The sequence below is a fragment of the Comamonas sp. w2-DMI genome (genome assembly GCF_040187735.1).
GTDB classification, from domain to species: domain Bacteria; phylum Pseudomonadota; class Gammaproteobacteria; order Burkholderiales; family Burkholderiaceae_C; genus Comamonas; species Comamonas terrae.
The window spans coordinates 95,305-115,294 of record NZ_JBANEL010000019.1; the positions used below are offsets into that span (position 1 = coordinate 95,305).

The following is a 19,990-nucleotide window of genomic DNA, read 5'->3' on the forward strand; positions in this document are numbered from 1 at the left end:
AAAAGGCATTCAGCCCTTGTCTGTAAAGTGCTGATAGCTCTCATTTTTGAGACTCCTTGGCGGCGCGGGGAACGCCGAAGCGTTCGAACAGCAGCGGCAGCAGCAGCAAGGTCAATGCCGTGGAACTGGCCAGCCCGCCGGCCACCACCACGGCCAGCGGCCGCTGGATCTCCGAGCCCGGCCCGCTGGCCAGCAGCAGGGGCACCATGCCCAGCGCGGTGATGCAGGCCGTCATCAGCACGGGTCGCAAGCGGTCGCGCACGCCCTGGCGCACGGCCCGGGTCAGCTCCATGCCGCCCGCCAGCAGCGCGTTGAAGTGCGAGACCAGCACCACGCCGTTGAGCACGGCAATGCCCAGCAGCGCGATGAAGCCCACCGAGGCCGGCACCGACAGGTATTCCCCCGCCGCGCGCAGCGCCGCCATGCCGCCCACCAGCGCGAACGGAATGTTGGCGATGACCAGCATCGCCTGCCTTGGCGAGCGGAAGGTCAGCACCAGCAGCACGAAGATGGCGGCCAGCGCCAGCGGCACTACCAGGGCCAGGCGCGCGGCCGCACGCTGCTGGTTCTCGAACTGGCCGCCCCAGACAATGCGCAGCTCCTTGAGGCTGGGGTCTGTCTCTGCCATGGTCGCCACGGCCGCCTGGGCCTCGCGCACAAAGCCGGCCAGGTCGCGCCCTTCGACGTTGACCTGCACCACGGCAAAGCGCGCGCCATCCTCATGGTCGATGCGCACCGGGCCATCCTGCGCAGCCAGCGTGGCCAGCGAAGTCAACGGCCAGTTCGTGCCGTCAGGCGCGGTCACCAGCAGGCCGGCCAGGCCTTCGGGGGACTGGCGCAGCGCCGTGCCGCCGCGCAGCAGCAGCGGCGTGCGCACCATGCCCTCGGGCACGATGCCTATGCGCTCGCCCTCCACCAGCGCGCGCAGCTGGGCCTGCAGGGCATCGCCGGAAAAGCCCGACTGGCCCAGCGCGGCGCGATTGAGCACCACCTGCAGGTACTGCACGCCGCTGTTGCTGGGCGCGATCACCTCTGCGGCGCCGGGCACGGTGCGCATGCTGGCTGCGATTGCCTGGGCCGCCGCATCGATCCTGGCCAGTTCGGTACCGAAGATCTTGATGGCCACGTCGCCGCGCGCGCCGGTCAGCATCTCGGACACGCGCATCTCGATCGGTTGGGTAAAGCCGTAGATCAGCCCCGGAAAGCCTTCGAGCACACGGCGTATGGCGTCGGCGATGTCTTCCTTGCTGCCGCGCCATTCGGCACGCGGCTTGAGCACCAGAAAGGTGTCGGTCTCGTTGAGGCCCATGGGGTCCAGCCCCAGGTCGTCCGAGCCCGTGCGCGCGACGATGGAGCGTATCTCGGGCACCTCCCTGAGCAATGCCTGCTGCACGCGCCGGTCCATGTCCAGCGATGCCGCCAGCGAGATGGACGGCGCCTTCTGCAACTGCACGATCAGATCGCCTTCGTCCATGGTCGGCATGAAGGTCTTGCCCACCGACAGGTACAGGGCCGCTGCGCCCGCCAGCGCCGCCACCGCGATGCCGAACACCATGGGGCGGTGCGCCAGGCTCCAGAGCTGCAGGCGTGCAAAGCCATGGCCCAGCTTGCGCATCAGCCAGGGCGCGTCGCCGGCATGGGCGCGCAGCAGCAGCGAGGCCAGCGCCGGAACCACGGTGAAGGCTATCAGTACCGAAGCCCCCAGGGCCAGGACTATGGTCAGCGCCACGGGGGAGAACAGCTTGCCCTCGAGCCCCTGCAGCGTGAGCAGCGGCAGGAACACGATGGCGATGATGGACACCCCGGCCAGCATGGGCGCGGATACGGCGGAGACGGCATCGCGGATCAAGGCCAGGCGCTCTGCGGGCTGTGCCGGCGTTGCGCCGTCGGGCCTGTGCGCCAGCGCGGTCTCTATGTTTTCCACCACCACCACCGAGGCATCGACCAGCATGCCCAGCGCGATGGCCAGGCCGCCCAGGCTCATCAGATTGGCGGTCAGGCCCACATGGCGCATGAGCAGGAAGGTGGCCAGCATGGACAGCGGCAGCGTGGCCGCCACCACCAGAGCGGCGCGCACGCCGCCCAGGAACAGATACAGCGTGACCACCACCAGCACGCTGGCCTCGACCAGCGCGCGCACCACGGTGCCGGCCGCGCGCGAGACCAGCTCGCCGCGGTTGTAGAACACCTGGGTGCTCATGCCCCGGGGCAGACGCGGCGCGAGCTCGTCGAGCCTAGCCTGCACGGCCTCGACCAGACTGCGCGCATCCACGCCGCGCAGGCCAAGCACCAGTCCCTCGACGGCCTCGCCCTGGCCGTCGCGGCTCACGGCACCGTTGCGCGTGGCTTCGCCGAGGCGCACCGTGGCCACATCGCCCACGGTGGCCGCGGTGCGTCCCTCCCGGGCCGGCTCGACCACGATGGCGCGCAGGTCTTCAAGCCCGCGCACCCCGCCTTCCACGCGCACTACCCAGTGTTCCTCGCCGCGGTCCAGGCGGCCCGCACCGTCATTGCGGTTGTTGGCTTCGAGCGCCTGGCGCAGCCGGTCCAGCGTCACGCCGCGCGCGCGCAGCCTCGCCGGATCGGGAATCACCTCATAGCCGCGCACCGCACCGCCGAGCGCGTTCACATCGGCCACGCCGGCCACGGTGCGCAGGGCGGGGCGTATCACCCAGTCCAGCACGCGCCGACGCTCGGCCAGCGAATAGCCCTCGCCATCAATGGTGAACATGAACATCTCGCCCAGCGGCGTGGTGATGGGGGCCAGCCCGCCTTCGGCCGTGGCCGGCAGCTCGCGCTGCATTCCGGCCAGCCGTTCGGACACCTGCTGGCGCGCCCAGTACACGTCCGTGCCCTCGGCGAAGTCCACCGTCACGTCGCTGATGCCGTACTTGGAGACCGAGCGCACGATGGTCTTGTGCGGCAGGCCCAGCAGTTCCTGCTCCACGGGCGTGGAGACGCGCTGCTCCACTTCCTCGGGCGTCATGCCCGGCACCTTGAGGATCACCTTGACCTGGGTGGGCGAGATGTCGGGGAAAGCGTCAATGGGCAGATGGACATAGGCCCAGGCGCCGGCCAGCGCCAGGGCCAGGGCCGCGAGCAGCACCAGAGCCCGCTGGCGCAGCGAAAAATTGATCAGCCGTGCCAGCATCACTCACCTCCGGCGAGCAAGCCCTTGAGCGCGGCGATGCCGGTGACCGCGATGCGCGCATCGGGCGGCAGCGTCCCGCGCACCACGGCCGTGGCCTCGTCGCTGGCGTCCACCTGTACAGGAGCAAAGCGCACGCCCTTGCCGGTGGCCAGGAACACGCCGGTCTGGCCCTGCCAGTGCGCGAGCGCCGCGGCCGGAATGCGCAGCCGTTCGCCGGCCCGGGCCGCATTCTTCAAGGCCAATGTGGCCGTGACGCTTTCGCCCAGGCGCAGATCGCCGTTCCTGCTCAGCGCCACGCGCACGCGCATGCCGGCCGAGCCGTCGCCTACGGGCGCCATGCCCGCCACCTGGCCAGTGGCGCCGCGGGAGCCCACCTGCACGCTGTCGCCCAAGGAGGGCAGAGGCACTTCATGGCCCAGCAGCAGGTCCAGCTCCAGTGCCTTGGTGTCGGCCACGCGCACCAGCGGTGCCGAAGCCTCGACGCGCGCTCCGGGCTGTACCAGGACCTCGGTCACGATGCCGCCCCGCGGCGCGAGCAGCCGGGCCTCGTTGCCGGCCAGCATCACGCCGCTGGCCGACAGCTCGGCCCGCCGGGCCTGCGCCATCGCGGCGGCCTCCGTGGCGCGGGCCTGGGTAGCCTGCCAGCGGCTGGCGGCAATGATGCCGTCGTCGTAGAGCGATCGGTCGCGCGCCAGCGATTGCCGGGCCAGGCGCGACTGCGACTCGGCCTCGGCCAGGGCGCGCCGTGCCTCATACAGCTGGGGGCTGGTGAAGGCGGCCACGGCCTGGCCGGCGCGTACCGCTTGGCCCAGCGCCACCAGCACCTGCGGTACGGCGCCCGCATAGGGCGCGGCAACCACGGCATGGGCATCGGGGCGCAGCACCACGCGTGCATGGATTGTTATTTCGAGCTCGGCAGAGCTCTGCATGGACTGGAAGCGCACGCCCAGCGTGCGTGCCTGCTCGGGGGAGAGGGCCGCGGCATCAGCGGCCATGCAAAAAATGGGGGCACAAGCTGGCAGCGCGAGTGCGCCCGCCAGCAGCCAACGGTGGAAGAACATTCCTGACTCCGGAAAACGAATGGAAGCCATCCGCGCATGCGCGGATGCCGACAGGCCTTGCACAGGCCCGGGAGTTCAGGAAAGAAGAGGCGGCGCCTGCGCCGGAGAGGGCCGTATCACACGCCCGCGCCAGCGTGGGATCCGGCATGCAGGTTCCGGCCCTGGCATGGGCCTGGGTGCCACGCAGCGCATGCGCGCGGCGCGCAGGCCCAGGGTCAGCAAAGCCAGGCCCATGACGGCCAGCAGCGGCATGGGCAGCAGGTCCAGCGGCTGCAGCGCATCCTGCACGTCGACTTCGAAAGGCTCGGCTTGGGCCAAGTGGGAGTGCAGGTCGTCGGCAGTGCCGTGTCCGGCGAAAAGATGGAAATGAGAATCAGCCATTCTCGAAGGCATCGCGTGTACATGCAGGCCAGCTTGATTCGGGGTTCCGAAATGGCCGTGCAGCAGCGGAATCAGCAGTTGCGCCACCATGATCAGCAGCAGCACCGCGCTCCGCAGAGAAAGTCTCTGGATCGCACGCGACATGGGGGCCGATTGTAGCGCCGTGCCCGGCGGCGGCAACCGGCAACCGCCTGTGGCGCTCGCCCATCGAGGCCGGCTCGAGCAGATCGCGCAGATGCTTAGGGCGCCGTGGACAGGCGCAGATTGGCGCGCGCCTGCGGCTCGAGCCGGGCGTGGAAATACGGTGTCGCATAGATGGCCTTGCGCTGCAGAAAGCCCCGCAGCACCTGCCTGCGCTTGATGCCGTAAACCAGGCGCGGCACCCAGGCATATTCGGCGCGCACCTGGGTGTCGTACTCCGCAAAGCGCGCAGGGCTGGCGCCCAGGATCGCGAGATCTATGTCCACGAGCAGCTGCGCATCGCCGTCCTGGGGCGTGGCTTCATGGCAGGTGGCCATGACGAGCGCATGCACGCGGCGGCAGGCCGCCTCGTCCAAGCCGCCGTCTTCCAGCACCCGGGCGGCCCACTGTGCGCTGCGCAGCTCGTTGTCCTTGCCCTTGACGTCGTAGACGGCATCGTGGAACCAGAGCGCGATCTCCACCTCGGCCGGGCGCAGTGCCTGGTCCTGCACGGCTTCGAAATGCGCAAGGCATTCGGCCAGATGCTGCTGGGTGTGGTAGTGGCGCTGGGGCTCGGCATAGGCTGAAAGCAGCGTCTGCAGCAGGCCTTCGGCAGGCGTGGCGCCCAGCCCGTGCCAGGCACGCTGCCAGGAGCGCAGGAACAGGGATTGCATATCCGTCGTGGTGGCGTTCATTTCCGTCATCAACCAAAGAACCGGTAGCACACGGCAATCGCTGCCACCACGCCGGCCAGCTCGGCCAGCAGCGCGCAGGCCACCGCATGGCGTGCGCGCTGTATGCCCACGGCGCCGAAGTACACGGCCAGCACGTAGAACGTGGTCTCGGTGCTGCCCTGCACGGTGGCGGCCGTGAGCGCGGCAAAGCTGTCCACGCCCTGGCTCTGCATGGTCTCGATCAGCATGGCGCGCGCGGCGCTGCCCGAGAACGGCTTGACCAGCGCCGTGGGCAGGGCGTCGACAAAGCGGGCATCCATGCCCGCGGCATCGACCACCCAGCGTATGCCCGAGAGCACATATTCCAGCGCGCCCGAGGCGCGGAACACGCCCACGGCGCAGAGCATGGCCACGAGGTAGGGCAGCAGGCCCTTGGCCACGTCGAAGCCTTCCCTGGCGCCTTCGATGAAGCTGTCATAGACGGCCACCTTCTTCCAGGCACCCAGGGCCACGAACAGCACGACCAGCGCAAACAGCGTGAGATTGCCCATGAGCGAGGACAGGTGGGCCAGCGCAGAGGCGCTCAGCGTGGTGAGGAAGGCCATGAAGCCCGCCAGGGCCAGGCCCACGGGCAGCAGATAGGCCAGCACCACGGGGCTGAAAATCGGCAGCCGCTGCACCGCGGCCACGCTCAGCAGACCGACCAGGGTGGAAGCCGATGTGGCCAGCAGAATCGGCAGAAAGACCAGCGTGGGGTCCGGCGCGCCCTGCTGCAGCCGGTACATGAAGATGGTGACGGGCAGCAGCGTGAGCGAGGAAGCGTTGAGCACCAGGAACAGGATTTGCGCATTGGTGGCGGTGTCCGGGCGCGGATTGAGCTCCTGCAGCGCGCGCATGGCCTTCAGGCCCATGGGCGTGGCCGCGTTGTCCAGGCCCAGGCCGTTGGCGGCGAAATTGAGCGTGATCAGTCCCAGGGCCGGGTGGCCGCGCGGCACCTCGGGCATGAGCCTGGCAAACAGCGGGCCCAGCATCCTGGCCAGCCATTCCACGATGCCGGCTTTCTCTGCAATGCGCAGAAAGCCCAGCCACAGGGTGAGCGTGCCGAACAGCAGCACCATGACCTCGACCGACAGCCTGGCCATGGCAAACAGGGCCTGGACCATGGCGGCAAACACCTCGGCCTGACCGCCGACCAGCCACTGTGCGAAAGCGGCAATGGCTGCCACGAGAAAAAAGCCTAGCCACAAGGCATTGAGCATAGAAATATTTTTCTGGGTTGATGCGAACGGATAGCCACGGAGTTTCGCACCACCGGCAGGTCATTCAGGCCGCCTGCACATAAAAACGCCGTGCTGCGTGCCCCGGAACTCGAACGGGAGTGCCGCGCTGCGGCTCAGGGCGTGCGAACAATGCGCAGCAGCTGCCCGCTGGCCTCGTCGGTCAGCGCATAGAGCCAGCCGTCCGGCCCCTGGCGCACGTCGCGCACGCGCCGGCCCAGCCGGGCCAGCACGGGCTCGGTACCCGTGATGCGGCCGCCCTCGACGGTCAGCCGCTCCAGGCGCTGGGCCTTGAGCGCGCCCACGATGAGGCTGCCCTTCCATTGCGCACCATAGCGCTCGCTGGTGACGAAAGCCATGCCCGAGGGCGCAATGGACGGCACCCAGTAGTGCAGCGGCTGCTCCATGCCGGCCTTTTGCGTGATGCCATCGCCTATCTTTCCGCCGCCGTAGTTCTCGCCATAGGTGATCACGGGCCAGCCATAGTTCCTGCCGGGCTCGGGCCGGTTGACCTCGTCGCCGCCTTGCGGTCCGTGCTCATGCATCCATAGCGTACCTTCGGCGTCCAGGGCGGCCCCCTGGGAGTTGCGATGGCCATAGCTCCAGATTTCCGGCAAGGCGTCGCTGCGGCCGGCAAACGGATTGTCCCCGGGCACGCTGCCGTCCTTGTTGATGCGCACGATCTTGCCCAGGTGGCTTTGCAGGTCCTGCGCCTGCTCCTTGTGGCTGAAGCGTTCGCCCAGGGTCAGGAACAGGCTGCCGTCGCTCTGGCCTTTGACCTTGCGCTCGACGATGCGGCAGCCGAAATGCAGATTGCTCGCGTACTTGGGGCGCTGGCTGAAGACGATCTTCACCTGTTCGAGCCGGCTGGCATCGGCCGAAAGCCTGGCGCTGGCCAGCGCCGTGCTGTTCTTGCCCCCATCGGCTCCCCGGCCGGGCTCGGAAAAGCAGAAATACAGCATGCGACTGTGCGCGAAGTCGCTGTCCAGTACCAGGTCCAGCAGGCCGCCCTGGCCCGCGGCCGCCACGGCGGGCAGGCCCTCAATCGGCCGGCCGAGCCGGCCGTCGCGTTCCACCACACGCATGCGGCCCGGGCGCTCGGTGACGAGATAGCGGCCATCGGGCAGAAAGGCCAGGGCCCAGGGGTGTTCGAGGCCCTGGGCGATGGGCTGCGCGGAAAGCTCCGCCTGCGGTGCGGGTATGGCCGGGGACGGGAGAGTGGCCAGGGCTGTGGCAAGCATGGCCAGCGTCCGTGCAGGCACGCGGCGGCAGGCAAATGCGGCAAACAGGGGCATGTCGTACTCCAGGCAGGTGGGGCGCGGCTGCGCATACCGGCCATTGTGGCAAAGCGCCACGGCCTGGCTGCGCCTTGCAACTTCGGCGGGCAGGGGCATGAAGGCATCCGGGACTGTCAGGCTCTGGCCCTTGGCCGAGCATGGCCGGTGCGGCAGGTGTATAACCGCGCTTCGAAATTTTTCAGCCGGCCGCGCGGCAAGCGCAGGCCATTCACCACTCATCAAGGAATCGCACCCATGGGCGCGCAATGGAAAGCAAAGGGCAAGGCACTGGTGGCCGACGCCAAAGGCAAGCTGTTCGGCAAACTGGTCAAGGAAATCACGGTTGCCGCCCGTCTGGGTGGCGGCGACCCGTCCTCCAACTCCCGCCTGCGCATGGCTATTGAAGCTGCCCGCAAGGCCTCCATGCCCAAGGACACGCTGGAGCGCGCGATCAAGAAGGGCTCGGGTGCCGGCGCCGACGCCGTCAACTATTCCAGCGTGCTGTTCGAGGGCTATGCTCCGCACCGTGTGCCGGTGATGGTCGAATGCCTGACCGACAACCCCAACCGCACGGCGCCCAATATGCGCGTGTGCTTCCGCAAGGGCCAGCTCACGGCCGTGGCCTGGGACTTCGACCATGTGGGCATGATCGAAGGCGAGCCCGAGGGCGGCGCCGATGTGGAACTGGCTGCGATCGAGGCCGGCGCCCAGGACTTCGAGCCTGGCGACGAAGAGGGGGTGACCTTGTTCATCACCGAGCCCACCGACCTGGACACCGTCTCCAAGGCGCTGCCCGAGCAAGGCATCAAGGTGCTGTCGGCCAAGCTCGGCTACAAGGCCAAGAATCCCGTCAGCATGTCCAGCCTCTCTGCCGAGCAGCAGGAGGAAGTGCAAGCCTTCCTGGCCGGCCTGGAAAACGACGACGACGTGCAGCACGTGTACGCGGGCTTGGTGGACTGAGTTCCGTTGGCCGCCACAAAAAAGGAGCCGCGCCACTGCGGCTCCTTTTTTGTGGCGTGCTTTCCTACCGGGCGTTCGCCTAGGCATCCCTATACTCGCCCGGCATTCGATCCCCCAGGCCCGGCCGATACCACTTTTCATGTTTCTTCTGCGCACGACATTCCCGCTTGCCACTCTTGCCCTTTCCGCGCTGCTGTCCCAGGCGCCGGCCCAAGCCGCCCAGACGGTTTCCGCCTCCCGCGCAGGGCAGGAGGAAAAATCGCCTTTCTTCAGGCAGCGCGAAGCGGTCAGCGAGGCCATCGGAGCGCAGCGCTGGGACGATGCCATTGCCCAGGCGCGCAAGCTGCTGCAGCTGACAACGCCCGTCGGCAATCCCTATGAGCAGATGGATGCGGCCGAGCTGCTGTTTGCCCTGCTGCATCACCAGGGACGCTACGCCGAGGTCATCGAGGTGGTGGACCGGATGCTGGCGCTGGCCAGGACTTATGAGGACGGACCCATCGCCGGGCAGATGGATGCGCTGGTCCGGCGCGGCCTGATCGAAGCCGTCATGGTGGGTGATGAGGCGGCCCTGAGCCGCTACCTGCAGGCGCTGCGGGACGAGGCCCGCCTGTATCCCGGCCTGTGGCAATGGGATGCGGAGCACCGCCGCATCAACTATCTGGCCGCACAGATGACCTTGCCCCTGAAGGCCGGCCGCTGGGTACTGGTGCGGGTGGAGCCGCCGAAGGCGCGCGAAGACGGCGCGAGCTTCGAGTATCTGTACGTCAAGCCCGATGGCTGGCGTGTGCTTGCACGCCTGAGGGTCGGCCATGACGAGCGGCTGGCGGGCATGGGTTTGCAGGACAGGCAAAAGACTCTGCAAGAAGAACGCCCGTCTCCGGACGGAACGCAAGACAGGCAGTTCGGGCAGGTCGAGCAGATGGCTGCCCCCGTTTTTCCGGACATGCTGCAGATCCAGTACACCACCCGGGAAAAGTACGGCAGCCAGGACCTGCGCATCCAGCACTGGGCGGCCATGCGCGGCAACTGGCGTTTGCGGGTGCGGCTGGAGATGCTGGAGGAGGATCGCCAGGCCGCGGCCGAGCAACTGCCGGTGCTGTGGCAGGCCATGCGCTGGCCGCAGGCGCCCGAGCTGCCTGTCGGGATGCCCCAGCGCCTGCGGGAAGTTGCTGCCGCGTGGCGACATGACGCCGACTGGCCGCGCGCAGCCAGGCTGGCCGCTGCGGCACTGCCCGATGCCATTTATCCGGCCGAAGTCGCCAGCCTCAACGCCGTGATCGGTATCGCCGCCTTCAAGGCCGGCGATATGGCCTCGGCCCGCCAAGCGCTGGACAGGGCCGCGCAGGCCCGGCCCTATGCCAGCCTGGATTCGTTGCAGGAGGACAGCCTGCAATACGCGGCCGAAATCGCCGCGCGCGAGGGACGGGAGGAGGATGCGGCGCGCCTCATGCGCCAGTACCTGCGCAACGCAGGCGGCCTGGAATATCGCTGGGTGGTGCAGCCCATGCCGCAGGCTGCCCTGCGCAACCAGCAGACCGGCCGGCTGCTGCCCATGCGCGCGGCCGGTTTCCATCTGCAGGAGCCCCGGGATTCCACGCGCTTCACTTATAGGGACCTGGCTACGGAGCAGACATTGGGGCTGACCATGGACATGAAACTGCCCGCCTCGCCGCAGCAACGGGAAAAGCTGCTGCGCACCGTGCTGGAGCGGCAGTTTCGCCTGCAGGCCGGCGCCCTGAGAACGATGTCCTATTCGCCCCGGACGCGCGACGACGGGCAGCGGCCCGTGGGTGAAAAATGGGTTTTCGAGGTCGCATCCGGCCCTGCCGCAGGCACCGTCGATCTGGCGCCCTCTGACGGCCAGCCGGCCATCAAGCGGGCCATATTCTGGATCGTGGAACAGGGCGATGCGCATACCTTGCTGCGCGCTTTCGTGGCCACGCAGCAGCAGGAAGCGCGGGCGCAGCAGCTGGCCGATGCGCTGACCTGGTAGCGATAGACCATGGCATCACGCAACGCAGACAGGCAATACAGACAGGTGAGCGTGCTGCATTGAAAAAGCCCGGGCCGGCATATGCCAAGCCCGGGCTTTTTCAAACTGCCTGGCTCAGGAATGCCACCCGGGCATTGCCTTGCACGTAGCGATCACCTTACAGCCACGGAACTCCGTAGTAGTCATAGACCCGTCGGCCATAGTCCTCGGTGTACTCGGGCACGGTGTCCTGTGCATATTTGGGCGCCTTTTCAAGCTGCTCCTTGGTCAGCGAAACCACATAGCCCCCGAGGCCGGTGTCGTATTTCAACGTGTCCCAGGGCAGCGGATAGCGGTCGGTGCCGATCCCGAGGAAGCCGCCGAATTCCATGACGGCATAGCGTACCTTGCCGGACAGCTTGTCGATCATCAGCGTGTCGATGGAGCCCAGCTTGTCGCCCGCCGGATTGTAGACGTCGGTGCCGTTGACCTTCGACGAGGAAATAACGCTGGATGCTGTATTCATAGGGTCCTCCATGAAATGTGTGTGTTGGAAAATGCCGCAGCGGCCTGAAGCTGCGCTCCGGGGCGCAGCCGCTCAGCGCCTGCTGAGCATGAAACCGAGCAGGGCTCCGACAGCCAGTGCACCGCCTATGGCTCTCCAGGGCGAGTCGTGCACATAGTCATCTGCGTTCTGTGCCAGCGCCCGGGATTGATCGACGGCCTGCGACGAAGTGCTGCGCACCTTGTCCAGCGTGCTGCCGAGCTTGTCCCCCAGCTGGGTGAGCGCGGAGTCCGCGTCTTTCTGCCTGGATGACAGCAACTCGTGCAGATCGTCCAGAAGCTGGCCCAGGTCGTTCGAAATGACAGAAGCGGGACTTTTTCTCAATCTCATGCTGCAACCTTTCTTTTGGCTTGGGATGAGATTCAGCGTAAGTGCCTGAATTGGATGCGCTTGTAGGCCAAGCCCCGTCAGTGCTGCGGAAAATGTGACCGTCGGCTACAGCGACCGGCCATGGATTCCCCGCACGAAACAGGCGCGGCTGCACGCAGCGGAAAACGACATAGGCCTTGCACGCATTGCGGTTGCGAGACACATAGCTTGGTTACGGGAAAGTGATAGGGCGCTCCTGCACGCATCAGAGCCAGGACACAAAAAGATGCCTTATCTGACAGAAGCAAACAGGGCGCCTCATATGGACTACAGCCCCATGCAGGCAGTGCGCTCCAGACTGGCTGCGTGACAAGCCGATATCACTTGCGGCGATCACGCACCAGAAAGGAGATTCCGTGCCCTACATTGAGATTTCCCGTCCCCATGCGCCAGCAGTGCAGCTGCATTACCAGGATTTCGGAGAAGGACTGCCGGTGGTGCTCATCCATGGATGGCCGCTGAGCGCCCGCACCTGGGAGCCCCAGATTCCGGCCTTGGTCGAGGCTGGCTACCGGGTCATCACCTATGACCGCCGGGGCTTCGGCGCTTCGTCGCAGCCCTGGACCGGCTATGACTACAACACCTTTGCCCAGGACCTCCATGAGCTGATCACCGGGCTCAAGCTCGAAAACGCTGCGCTGGTGGGCTTTTCCATGGGCGGCGGTGAAGTGGCCCGCTACATCGGCCTGTATGGCTCCAGGTTCATCCGCTGCGCCATCTTTGCCGCAGCGGTGACGCCATGTCTTTACAAATCCAAGAACAACCCCGAGGGCGCCGTGACCGACGAGGACATACAGATCAAGGAAGATGCGGTCCGGCTCGATCGCCTGGTCTTTCTGGAAGAGTTCACCCAGAAATTCTTCTCCGATGCCACGGGCAAGCTGCTGGTGAGCGAGGCCCAGCGCGAGTACGCCAGAACGATTGCGGCCTTTGCTTCCCCCAAGGGAACGCTCGACTGCATCGGCGCATTCTCCAGAACGGATTTCCGGTCGGACCTGCAGAAATTCGATATCCCGACGCTTGTCATCCACGGCGACAGCGACCAGATCGTGCCGCTGAAAGCCAGCGGGGCACGAACGCACAGAGAGATCAAGGGCAGCGAGCTGCATGTCATCAAGAACGGCCCGCATGGCTGCAATCTCTCCCACGCCGGGGAGTTCAACAAGGCCCTGGTCGACTTCCTCAAGGCACGCTAAATGCCGGGCAACTGCCGCGATCCCGCCTTTTTGCCGACTGAAAGGAGCCCCCGATGAATTCCCCCCACCAATACCAGGCTTGCATCGATGCCTGCAACACCTGTGCCGCCGCCTGCAATACCTGCTTTGCCGAATGCCTGAAGGAAAGCGATATCCAGATGATGGTCCGCTGCATGTCGCTGGATGTGGATTGCGCGGCCATTTGCACGCTGGCGGCCGGTGCCATGGCGCGCAACAGCGAGATGGCTCGGCATTTCTGCCGGCTCTGCGGCGAGGTATGCCTGGCCTGCGCCAATGAATGCGACCGCCATGCCCACAGCCACTGCAAGAGCTGCGCCCAGGCCTGCCGGGATTGCGCGCAGGCATGCGCGGCAATGACCAGCTAGCGGCCGGATCCGGACTGCCTGTGGATGCAGGGCGCAGCCGGAAACCATTTACATTGTTTTGGCGCTGCAGCCCTTGGTGGATAAGCGACTGCTGCTATCAGTATATCTGTCATTCCAGCGTACCGAAATCATGTGCATGCGCCCATGAGCGGCCATGGACGGCAGCCGGCGCTGTGCCATACTGGCTGAAAACGGCGTATCTTGATCGCCGGTCACAACAGCAAGAAGCACAGCTATGTCGAAGACCAATCACGCCTTGCAGGGCGAGGGCAACGCGGGCCACGGCAGCAGTCAGTCGGCATTGACGCTGGCGGCACTGGGAGTCGTCTTCGGCGATATCGGGACGAGCCCGCTATACGCCTTCAAGGAGGCATTCGCCGGCAGCAGCGGCTTGGCGGTCTCGCCGGAGAATGTGCTGGCAGCGCTGTCGGCATTGTTCTGGGCCGTGATCGTCGTGGTGGCCATCAAGTATGTCTGGGTGGTGCTCAGCTACGACAACGATGGCGAAGGCGGCGTGCTGGCGCTGACGGCACTGGCCCACCGCGCCCTGGGCGACAGCACGCGCCGCTCCCGCTTCGTGGTGGGCGCCGGCGTGTTTGCTGCAGCGCTGTTCTATGGCGATGCCATCATCACTCCCGCCATTTCCGTGCTCTCGGCGGTGGAAGGCCTGAGCATTGCCACGCCCAACTTCGAGCACTTCGTGGTGCCGATCACCATCGGCATTCTGATCGGGCTGTTCTCCATACAGATGAAGGGCACGGGCAAGGTGGGCCGGCTGTTCGGGCCGGTGACCATCGTGTGGTTTGTCTGCCTGGCCTGGGTGGGCGTGCTGAGCATCCTGCAGACGCCCATGGTGCTGGAGGCGGTCAACCCGCTGCATGCACTGCGCTTTGCGGTACAGCATACGGACAAGGCCTTTTTTCTGCTTTCTGCCGTTTTCCTGGCCATGACGGGGGCGGAAGCCCTGTATGCCGACATGGGCCATTTCGGCAGCCGGGCGGTGCGGCTGGGCTGGTTCGGGCTGGTGTTTCCGAGTCTCATGATCAATTACTTCGGCCAGGGAGCGCTGGTGCTGCGCGATGCGGCGGCTGCTGGCAATCCCTTTTTCCTGCTGGCCTCGCCGTCGCTGCTGCTGCCCTTTGTGGTGCTGGCGACGGCTGCCACGGTGATTGCATCGCAGGCCACGATTTCCGGCGCCTATTCGATGACCTTGCAGGCCAGCCGCCTGGGTTATCTGCCGCGCGTGCGCGTGCTGCACACATCGGACGAGGAGCAGGGCCAGATCTATGTGCCCAGCGTGAACTGGCTGATGCTGCTGGCCGTGATTGCACTGGTGCTGGCCTTCGAGTCGTCGGGCGCGCTTGCTGCGGCCTACGGCATTGCGGTGTCGGGCACCATGCTCATCACCACCATGCTGGTGGGCTTTGTGGTCTATGTGGGCCGGCATCGCTACCGCAGGCTGGTCCTAGGGGCGCTGGTCTGCTTTGCGGTGCTGGAAGTCGGCTTTTTCAGCTCCAACCTCACCAAGCTGGAGCAGGGCGGCTGGTTCCCGCTGACCATAGGCGCGTTGATCTTCATTGCGCTTACCACGTGGCGCGACGGCACACAGCTGGTGGCCGAGCACCGCAGCCGCCTCGACATTCCGATGAGCGAACTGCTGGCCTCGCCGATGACGGGCGTGCCCGTGGTGTCCGGCACGGCCGTGTACCTGACTTCGGACCCCACGCTGGTGCCCAGCGCGCTGTTCCACAACCTCAAGCACTTCAAGGTCATGCACGAGCAGACCGTGTTCCTGCATGTGGTCAACGAGAACACGCCGTATGTGCCGGATGAGCGGCGCCTTCAGCTGCGGCGGCTGTGCAACGGCGTATGGACCCTGGACGTGCATTTCGGCTTTCGCGAACGGCCGAACATACCGGCGGCGCTCCGGCTCATCAGACCCGACGAAGAGGGGGGCATGCCCAATCTGGACCCCATGATCACCAGTTTCTTTGTCGCCCGTGCCCAGATCGTGGATGGCCCGGGGGGGCTGTCCGCCTGGCGCTGCGCCATCTTTAGCTGGATGACGCGGCAGGCTGCCAGCATTTCCAGCTACTACATGCTGCCCGCAAACCAGGTGGTGGAGCTGGGCACGCAAGTGGTGCTGTAGATCATCCCTGGATGAAAGGCTTGTCAAGATTGGGGGACCGCTAGGGGAAACTCCTTGGCATCTTGAATACCTGCTTGACTACGATCTTGTATACCACATGAAGCGGCAGCATTCCGGGGGCGGCAGCGGTGGGCTCTGTCTGCGCCACTGATCTCGCCCACGGGGAACAGGAGTCAGACATGGAAGTGCGCAATCCTTCACCCGCCCTCTACAACGAGGATCTGGCGCCGGCTCGCCAGCGCAACTGGGGGCCGTTCAGCATCTTCAACGTCTGGACCTCGGACGTGCACAGCCTGTGGGGCTACTATCTGGCGGCCAGCCTGTTCCTGCTGTGCGGAAGCTTCGCCAACTTCCTGCTGGCCATCGGCCTGAGCTCGCTGGTCATCTTCCTGCTGATGAACCTGATCGGCTGGGCCGGCGAGAAGACCGGCGTTCCCTATCCGGTGCTGGCCCGGGCCTCGTTCGGCATCTGGGGCGCCAACCTGCCGGCCATCGTCCGGGCCATCGTGGCCATTTTCTGGTACGGCGCGCAGACCGCTGCGGCGTCCAGCGCGCTCGTGGCCCTGCTGGTCAGAAACGATGCGCTGCTGCATTTCCACCAGAGCTCGCACATGCTGGGTCACTCCTCGCTGGAGGTGATCTGCTACCTGATCATGTGGGGGCTGCAGCTGCTGATCATCCAGCGCGGCATGGAAACCGTGCGCAAGTTCCAGGACTGGGCGGGCCCGGCGGTATGGCTGGCCATGCTGGTGCTCGCCATCGGGCTGGTGGTCAAGGCCGGCAATTTCTCGCTGGAGCACGGCATCCCCATGGATCTGCTGCTGGAAAAGACCAGGGACGCCGGCGTCAACGGCGAGCCCGGCTCGTTCTGGGCGCTGATGGCGGTGGGCGCGACATGGATCACCTATTTCGCAGCGCTGTACCTGAATTTCTGCGATTTCTCGCGCTATGCCAGAGACAGGGCCGCGGTCACCAAGGGCAATCTGTGGGGCCTGCCGGTGAACCTCATCGCCTTTTCCTTTGTCGCCGGCATCACGACCATTGCAGCCTTCCAGGTCTACGGCGAGGTGCTGCTGCATCCGGAGCAGATCTCGGCCAAGTTCGACAGCTGGTTCCTGGCGCTGCTGGCCGCGATGACCTTTGCCGTGGCCACGCTGGGCATCAATGTGGTGGCGAACTTTGTCTCGTCGGCCTTTGATATCTCCAACGTCTTTCCCCGGCAGATCAGCTTCAAGCGTGGCGGCTATATCGCGGCGGTCATTGCGCTGGTGCTCTATCCCTTCGCTCCGTGGGACGGCAGCGCTGCGCATTTCGTCAATGCCATCGGCGCGACGATGGGCCCCTTGCTGGGCATCATCGTGATCGATTACTACCTGATCGCCCGCGGCCGCGTGAACGTGGAGGCGCTGTACCAGGAAGAGGGCGAATACCGCTACCAGGGCGGCTGGAACATCAATGCCCTGGCGGCAACGATTGTGGGTTCCATCTTCTCCACCGTCCTGCCCAATTTCACCAACCTGCTGCCGGCATGGTGGGGAACCTATGGCTGGTTCTTCGGCGTGTTCATCGGCGGCGTCGTGTACTACGTGCTTTCCCTGGTGCAGCCCAGGGTGGCGCTGCCCGCAGGCGCCCGCTGACGGCTTGCGGCAGGCCTTGAGCGAGGCGTGATTCCGAGCAGGCCCGCGGGCCTGCTCGCCACGGCTTCATGCGGCCGCTCATCTGCCAGCGCCTTCAATGTAGGCCTTCCGGCCTGCTGGCATTGACTGCACGGACCTGCGGCCTGGGCCACGCGCACACGGGCAGCCGCTTTTTGCCGGATCGTTTTCTCGCCACCCGCGGCTTTCCCGGGCCAATCTGCCTGTTCCTCAGCGGGGAACTGCTTTGCGCAAAACAGTGGTGACGCAGACAAAAGGAATCCGCATGGCTGCCGTGGCCAGCGGCTCGCAAGGCCTTGCCATTCCTTGGAAAAAAGACGGTTGCGTTCCTGCTTGCTCCCGCCTTGAGAAAGGGGCCGGACAGGCTGCGCTCTTGCCTGGCACCAGGGTTCCTCCTAGGTTTTTGCATTCCAGTCTTGTATACATTACTTGCATGTCAGTGATGTGTGCAAATTGGGCAATGCAGCTCTCCCCGACCGCGCAGCAGAGCTCTGCGGATCCGGGTTCACAGTACCGGCTTCAAAGCTTCTGCCCGGAAGCAAAAACATGGGCTGCAGGCCGCGAATACCGCTTGCAGCATGACCAACGGTAGACAAACATGGCCTTGCTCAGCCGAAACGAGGCCATGGCGAGGGTGCTTGCACAAGGCATCCTGATGGAAGGCGGCATATGAAAGATCTAGCACTGGACTCCCACGACGCATCGTTCGCCTCGGGAGCAACCGCAGAAAGCCCCAGGCGAGCACAGAGCTTGCCGGCCGGGGTTTCGCCTGCGCTGTACAACCATGACCTGGCCCCCACTTCGCAGAAAGGCCGTACCTGGGGCAGCTACAGCTTGTTCACCCTCTGGGCCAACGATGTGCACAGCCTTGGCAATTACTCCTTCGCCATCGGCCTTTTCACGCTCGGCCTTGGGGGGCACCAGATCCTGATGGCGCTGCTTCTGGGTCATCCTGACCGGAGGCCAGCTGGCCATCGACGGCACGCTGATCCACAGCCCGACGGACATCGTCCAGAAGATTCCCAGCAAGCCATTGCTGCTGCTGGCCAGCCTGTCGCTGCTGATCCTGACCATCGCGGTCAACCTGATGGCCAATTTCGTGGCCCCGGCCCTGGCGTTGGCGAACCTGCTGCCAAGGCACCTGAATTTCCGCCGGGCAGCCCTGGTCAGCGCCACCCTCGGCTTCGTGATCCTGCCGTGGAATCTCTACAACTCGCCGGTGGTGATCGTCTACTTCCTGGGAGGACTGAGCTCCTTCCTGGGCCCGCTGTTCGGCATCGTGATGGCCGACTACTGGCTGATCCGCAAGCAGCGCGTGAACGTGCCCGCGCTTTACACCCACGACCCTGCCGGCCCCTATCACTACCGCAACGGCGTCAACCCCAAGGCCATCCAGGCCCTGATCCCTTCGGCCCTGATCTCGCTGCTCTTCGCCTTCCTGCCGATGCTGCAGTCGCTGTCCCAGTTCTCATGGTTCATCGCTGCCGGACTGGGCGCGCTGTTTTACTGGGTGGTCGCCCCCAAGGGCCTGACCTATGAGGACAAGGATGGCGAGGCCATTGCCGTCGCCCCCGCCAAACACTGACAAGGAGAACCGGACACCATGCGTATTCTGATCGTGAACGTGAACACCACCGAGACCATGACCCATGCCATCGGCATGCAGGCACAGAAAGCCGCTGCGCCAGGCACCGAGATCGTCGCCTTGACCCCGCGCTTTGGCGCAGAGTCGGTCGAGGGAAACTTCGAAAGCTATCTCGCCGCCGTCGGCGTGATGGATGCCGTGATGCGCTACGAGCAGCCCTTCGATGCGGTCATTCAGGCCGGCTACGGCGAGCATGGCCGCGAGGGGCTGCAGGAACTGCTGGACGTGCCCGTGGTGGACATCACCGAGGCAGCGGCTTCCGCGGCCATGTTCCTGGGCCACAAATACTCGGTGGTCACCACGCTGGATCGTGCCGTGCCGCTGATCGAAGACCGGCTCAAGCTTGCCGGCCTGGACGAGCGCTGCGCCTCGGTGCGCGCCAGCGGCATGGCCGTGCTGGAGCTGGAAACGGAGCCCGAGCGTGCCGTGGAGGCCATCGTCCGCCAGGCCGGCTTGGCCGTCAGCGAGGACCACGCGGAAGTCATTTGCCTGGGCTGTGGCGGCATGGCCGAACTGGAGTCCAGGATCCGCGAACAGACTGGCGTTCCGGTGGTCGATGGCGTGGCCGCTGCCGTGACCATTGCGGAATCGCTGGTGCGCCTGGGCCTGACCACTTCCAAGGTCCGTACCTATGCGCCGCCGCGCACCAAGCGCGTGACCGGCTTTCCGCTGGCCGCCGATTTCAGCTGGCTGAAGGCGGGTTCGATGCAATAAGGACTGTTCCCGGAAAGCCAGCTCCCAGGTTTCCCGGAGGCCAGCCCTGCGAAGAAGTGAATGCCAGTCGGTGGGGCGCCGGCTGGCATTTTCTTTATGGGCACCTTTGCAGTGATCGGCCGGACCTTGCTTCTTCGGCCCCTGTTGCAGATTGCGGTGACGAGATTTCCTGCCCCTTTGAAAAAAGCAGTCCGCCATGAAAAAAGCCCGCCCGGAGCACCCGGGGCGGGCTTTGGCGCCTTTACCTGCAACTGCGCCGCTGCAGGTGCCGCACCACTGTCAGGCCGTCAGGTCCACCAGCGAACGCGCGATCACCTTGGTGGCGCGGCGCAGATCCTCCAGCACCAGGCGCTCGTCGGAGCGCTTGGCGTGCGA

At 65.7% G+C, this 19,990-nt stretch carries 16 protein-coding genes; 8 read left to right on the forward strand and 8 right to left on the reverse strand.

Annotated elements, in window-relative coordinates; genetic code table 11:
* Positions 1 to 40: 40 nt before the first annotated feature.
* The 6 genes from V8Z74_RS18680 to V8Z74_RS18705 all read right to left on the reverse strand — a co-directional run bounded on the left by V8Z74_RS18680 (position 41) and on the right by V8Z74_RS18705 (position 7,965).
* Positions 41 to 3,151, reverse strand: a complete 3,111-nt coding sequence (locus V8Z74_RS18680; protein WP_349710594.1) for an efflux RND transporter permease subunit — start codon at positions 3,149 to 3,151, stop codon at positions 41 to 43.
* The gene (locus tag V8Z74_RS18685; RefSeq protein WP_349710595.1) at positions 3,151 to 4,212 is read right to left on the reverse strand and encodes an efflux RND transporter periplasmic adaptor subunit; all 1,062 of its coding nucleotides are present in this window, start codon (positions 4,210 to 4,212) and stop codon (positions 3,151 to 3,153) included. The genes V8Z74_RS18680 and V8Z74_RS18685 overlap by 1 nt, the downstream gene beginning before the upstream one ends.
* 75 nt (positions 4,213 to 4,287) lie before the next feature.
* On the reverse strand, positions 4,288 to 4,593 hold the full coding sequence (locus V8Z74_RS18690) for a hypothetical protein (RefSeq protein ID WP_349710596.1): 306 nt from the start codon (positions 4,591 to 4,593) through the stop codon (positions 4,288 to 4,290).
* Positions 4,594 to 4,832: 239 nt separating this feature from the next.
* The gene (locus tag V8Z74_RS18695) at positions 4,833 to 5,468 is read right to left on the reverse strand and encodes an HD domain-containing protein (RefSeq protein ID WP_349710597.1); all 636 of its coding nucleotides are present in this window, start codon (positions 5,466 to 5,468) and stop codon (positions 4,833 to 4,835) included.
* An 8-nt stretch (positions 5,469 to 5,476) separates the two neighbouring features.
* Complete coding sequence (locus tag V8Z74_RS18700; RefSeq protein ID WP_066480585.1) at positions 5,477 to 6,706, reverse strand: spore maturation protein; 1,230 nt, start codon at positions 6,704 to 6,706, stop codon at positions 5,477 to 5,479.
* A gap of 134 nt (positions 6,707 to 6,840) precedes the next feature.
* On the reverse strand, positions 6,841 to 7,965 hold the full coding sequence (locus V8Z74_RS18705; RefSeq protein WP_349710613.1) for a PQQ-dependent sugar dehydrogenase: 1,125 nt from the start codon (positions 7,963 to 7,965) through the stop codon (positions 6,841 to 6,843).
* A gap of 291 nt (positions 7,966 to 8,256) precedes the next feature.
* Between V8Z74_RS18705 and V8Z74_RS18710 the strand changes: the two genes are divergently transcribed.
* Positions 8,257 to 8,961 carry a YebC/PmpR family DNA-binding transcriptional regulator gene (locus V8Z74_RS18710; protein WP_349710599.1) on the forward strand — a complete coding sequence of 235 codons (705 nt, stop codon included), beginning with the start codon at positions 8,257 to 8,259 and terminating at the stop codon, positions 8,959 to 8,961.
* A 139-nt stretch (positions 8,962 to 9,100) separates the two neighbouring features.
* Positions 9,101 to 10,957, forward strand: a complete 1,857-nt coding sequence (locus tag V8Z74_RS18715; protein WP_349710601.1) for an ATP-binding protein — start codon at positions 9,101 to 9,103, stop codon at positions 10,955 to 10,957.
* A 157-nt stretch (positions 10,958 to 11,114) separates the two neighbouring features.
* Here the strand turns inward: V8Z74_RS18715 and V8Z74_RS18720 are convergent, their stop codons facing one another.
* Complete coding sequence (locus V8Z74_RS18720) at positions 11,115 to 11,462, reverse strand: PRC-barrel domain-containing protein (RefSeq protein ID WP_157082235.1); 348 nt, start codon at positions 11,460 to 11,462, stop codon at positions 11,115 to 11,117.
* 72 nt (positions 11,463 to 11,534) lie between these two features.
* Entirely contained in the window at positions 11,535 to 11,831 is a 297-nt protein-coding gene (locus V8Z74_RS18725; protein WP_066483890.1) for an ElaB/YgaM/YqjD family protein, read from the reverse strand.
* 395 nt (positions 11,832 to 12,226) lie between these two features.
* Here V8Z74_RS18725 and V8Z74_RS18730 point away from each other — a divergent pair, with 395 nt between their 5' ends.
* From V8Z74_RS18730 to V8Z74_RS18755, 6 genes are all read left to right on the forward strand, one after another.
* Positions 12,227 to 13,066 carry an alpha/beta fold hydrolase gene (locus tag V8Z74_RS18730; RefSeq protein WP_349710602.1) on the forward strand — a complete coding sequence of 280 codons (840 nt, stop codon included), beginning with the start codon at positions 12,227 to 12,229 and terminating at the stop codon, positions 13,064 to 13,066.
* A gap of 53 nt (positions 13,067 to 13,119) precedes the next feature.
* Positions 13,120 to 13,452 carry a four-helix bundle copper-binding protein gene (locus V8Z74_RS18735; protein ID WP_066483892.1) on the forward strand — a complete coding sequence of 111 codons (333 nt, stop codon included), beginning with the start codon at positions 13,120 to 13,122 and terminating at the stop codon, positions 13,450 to 13,452.
* Between the two features lie 235 nt (positions 13,453 to 13,687).
* Entirely contained in the window at positions 13,688 to 15,601 is a 1,914-nt protein-coding gene (locus V8Z74_RS18740) for a potassium transporter Kup (protein ID WP_349710603.1), read from the forward strand.
* Positions 15,602 to 15,780: 179 nt separating this feature from the next.
* Positions 15,781 to 17,238, forward strand: a complete 1,458-nt coding sequence (locus tag V8Z74_RS18745; RefSeq protein WP_349710604.1) for an NCS1 family nucleobase:cation symporter-1 — start codon at positions 15,781 to 15,783, stop codon at positions 17,236 to 17,238.
* 1,024 nt (positions 17,239 to 18,262) lie between these two features.
* The gene (locus tag V8Z74_RS18750) at positions 18,263 to 18,841 is read left to right on the forward strand and encodes a cytosine permease (protein ID WP_349710614.1); all 579 of its coding nucleotides are present in this window, start codon (positions 18,263 to 18,265) and stop codon (positions 18,839 to 18,841) included.
* An 18-nt stretch (positions 18,842 to 18,859) separates the two neighbouring features.
* Entirely contained in the window at positions 18,860 to 19,615 is a 756-nt protein-coding gene (locus V8Z74_RS18755) for an aspartate/glutamate racemase family protein (RefSeq protein WP_349710605.1), read from the forward strand.
* Positions 19,616 to 19,990 lie beyond the last annotated feature (375 nt).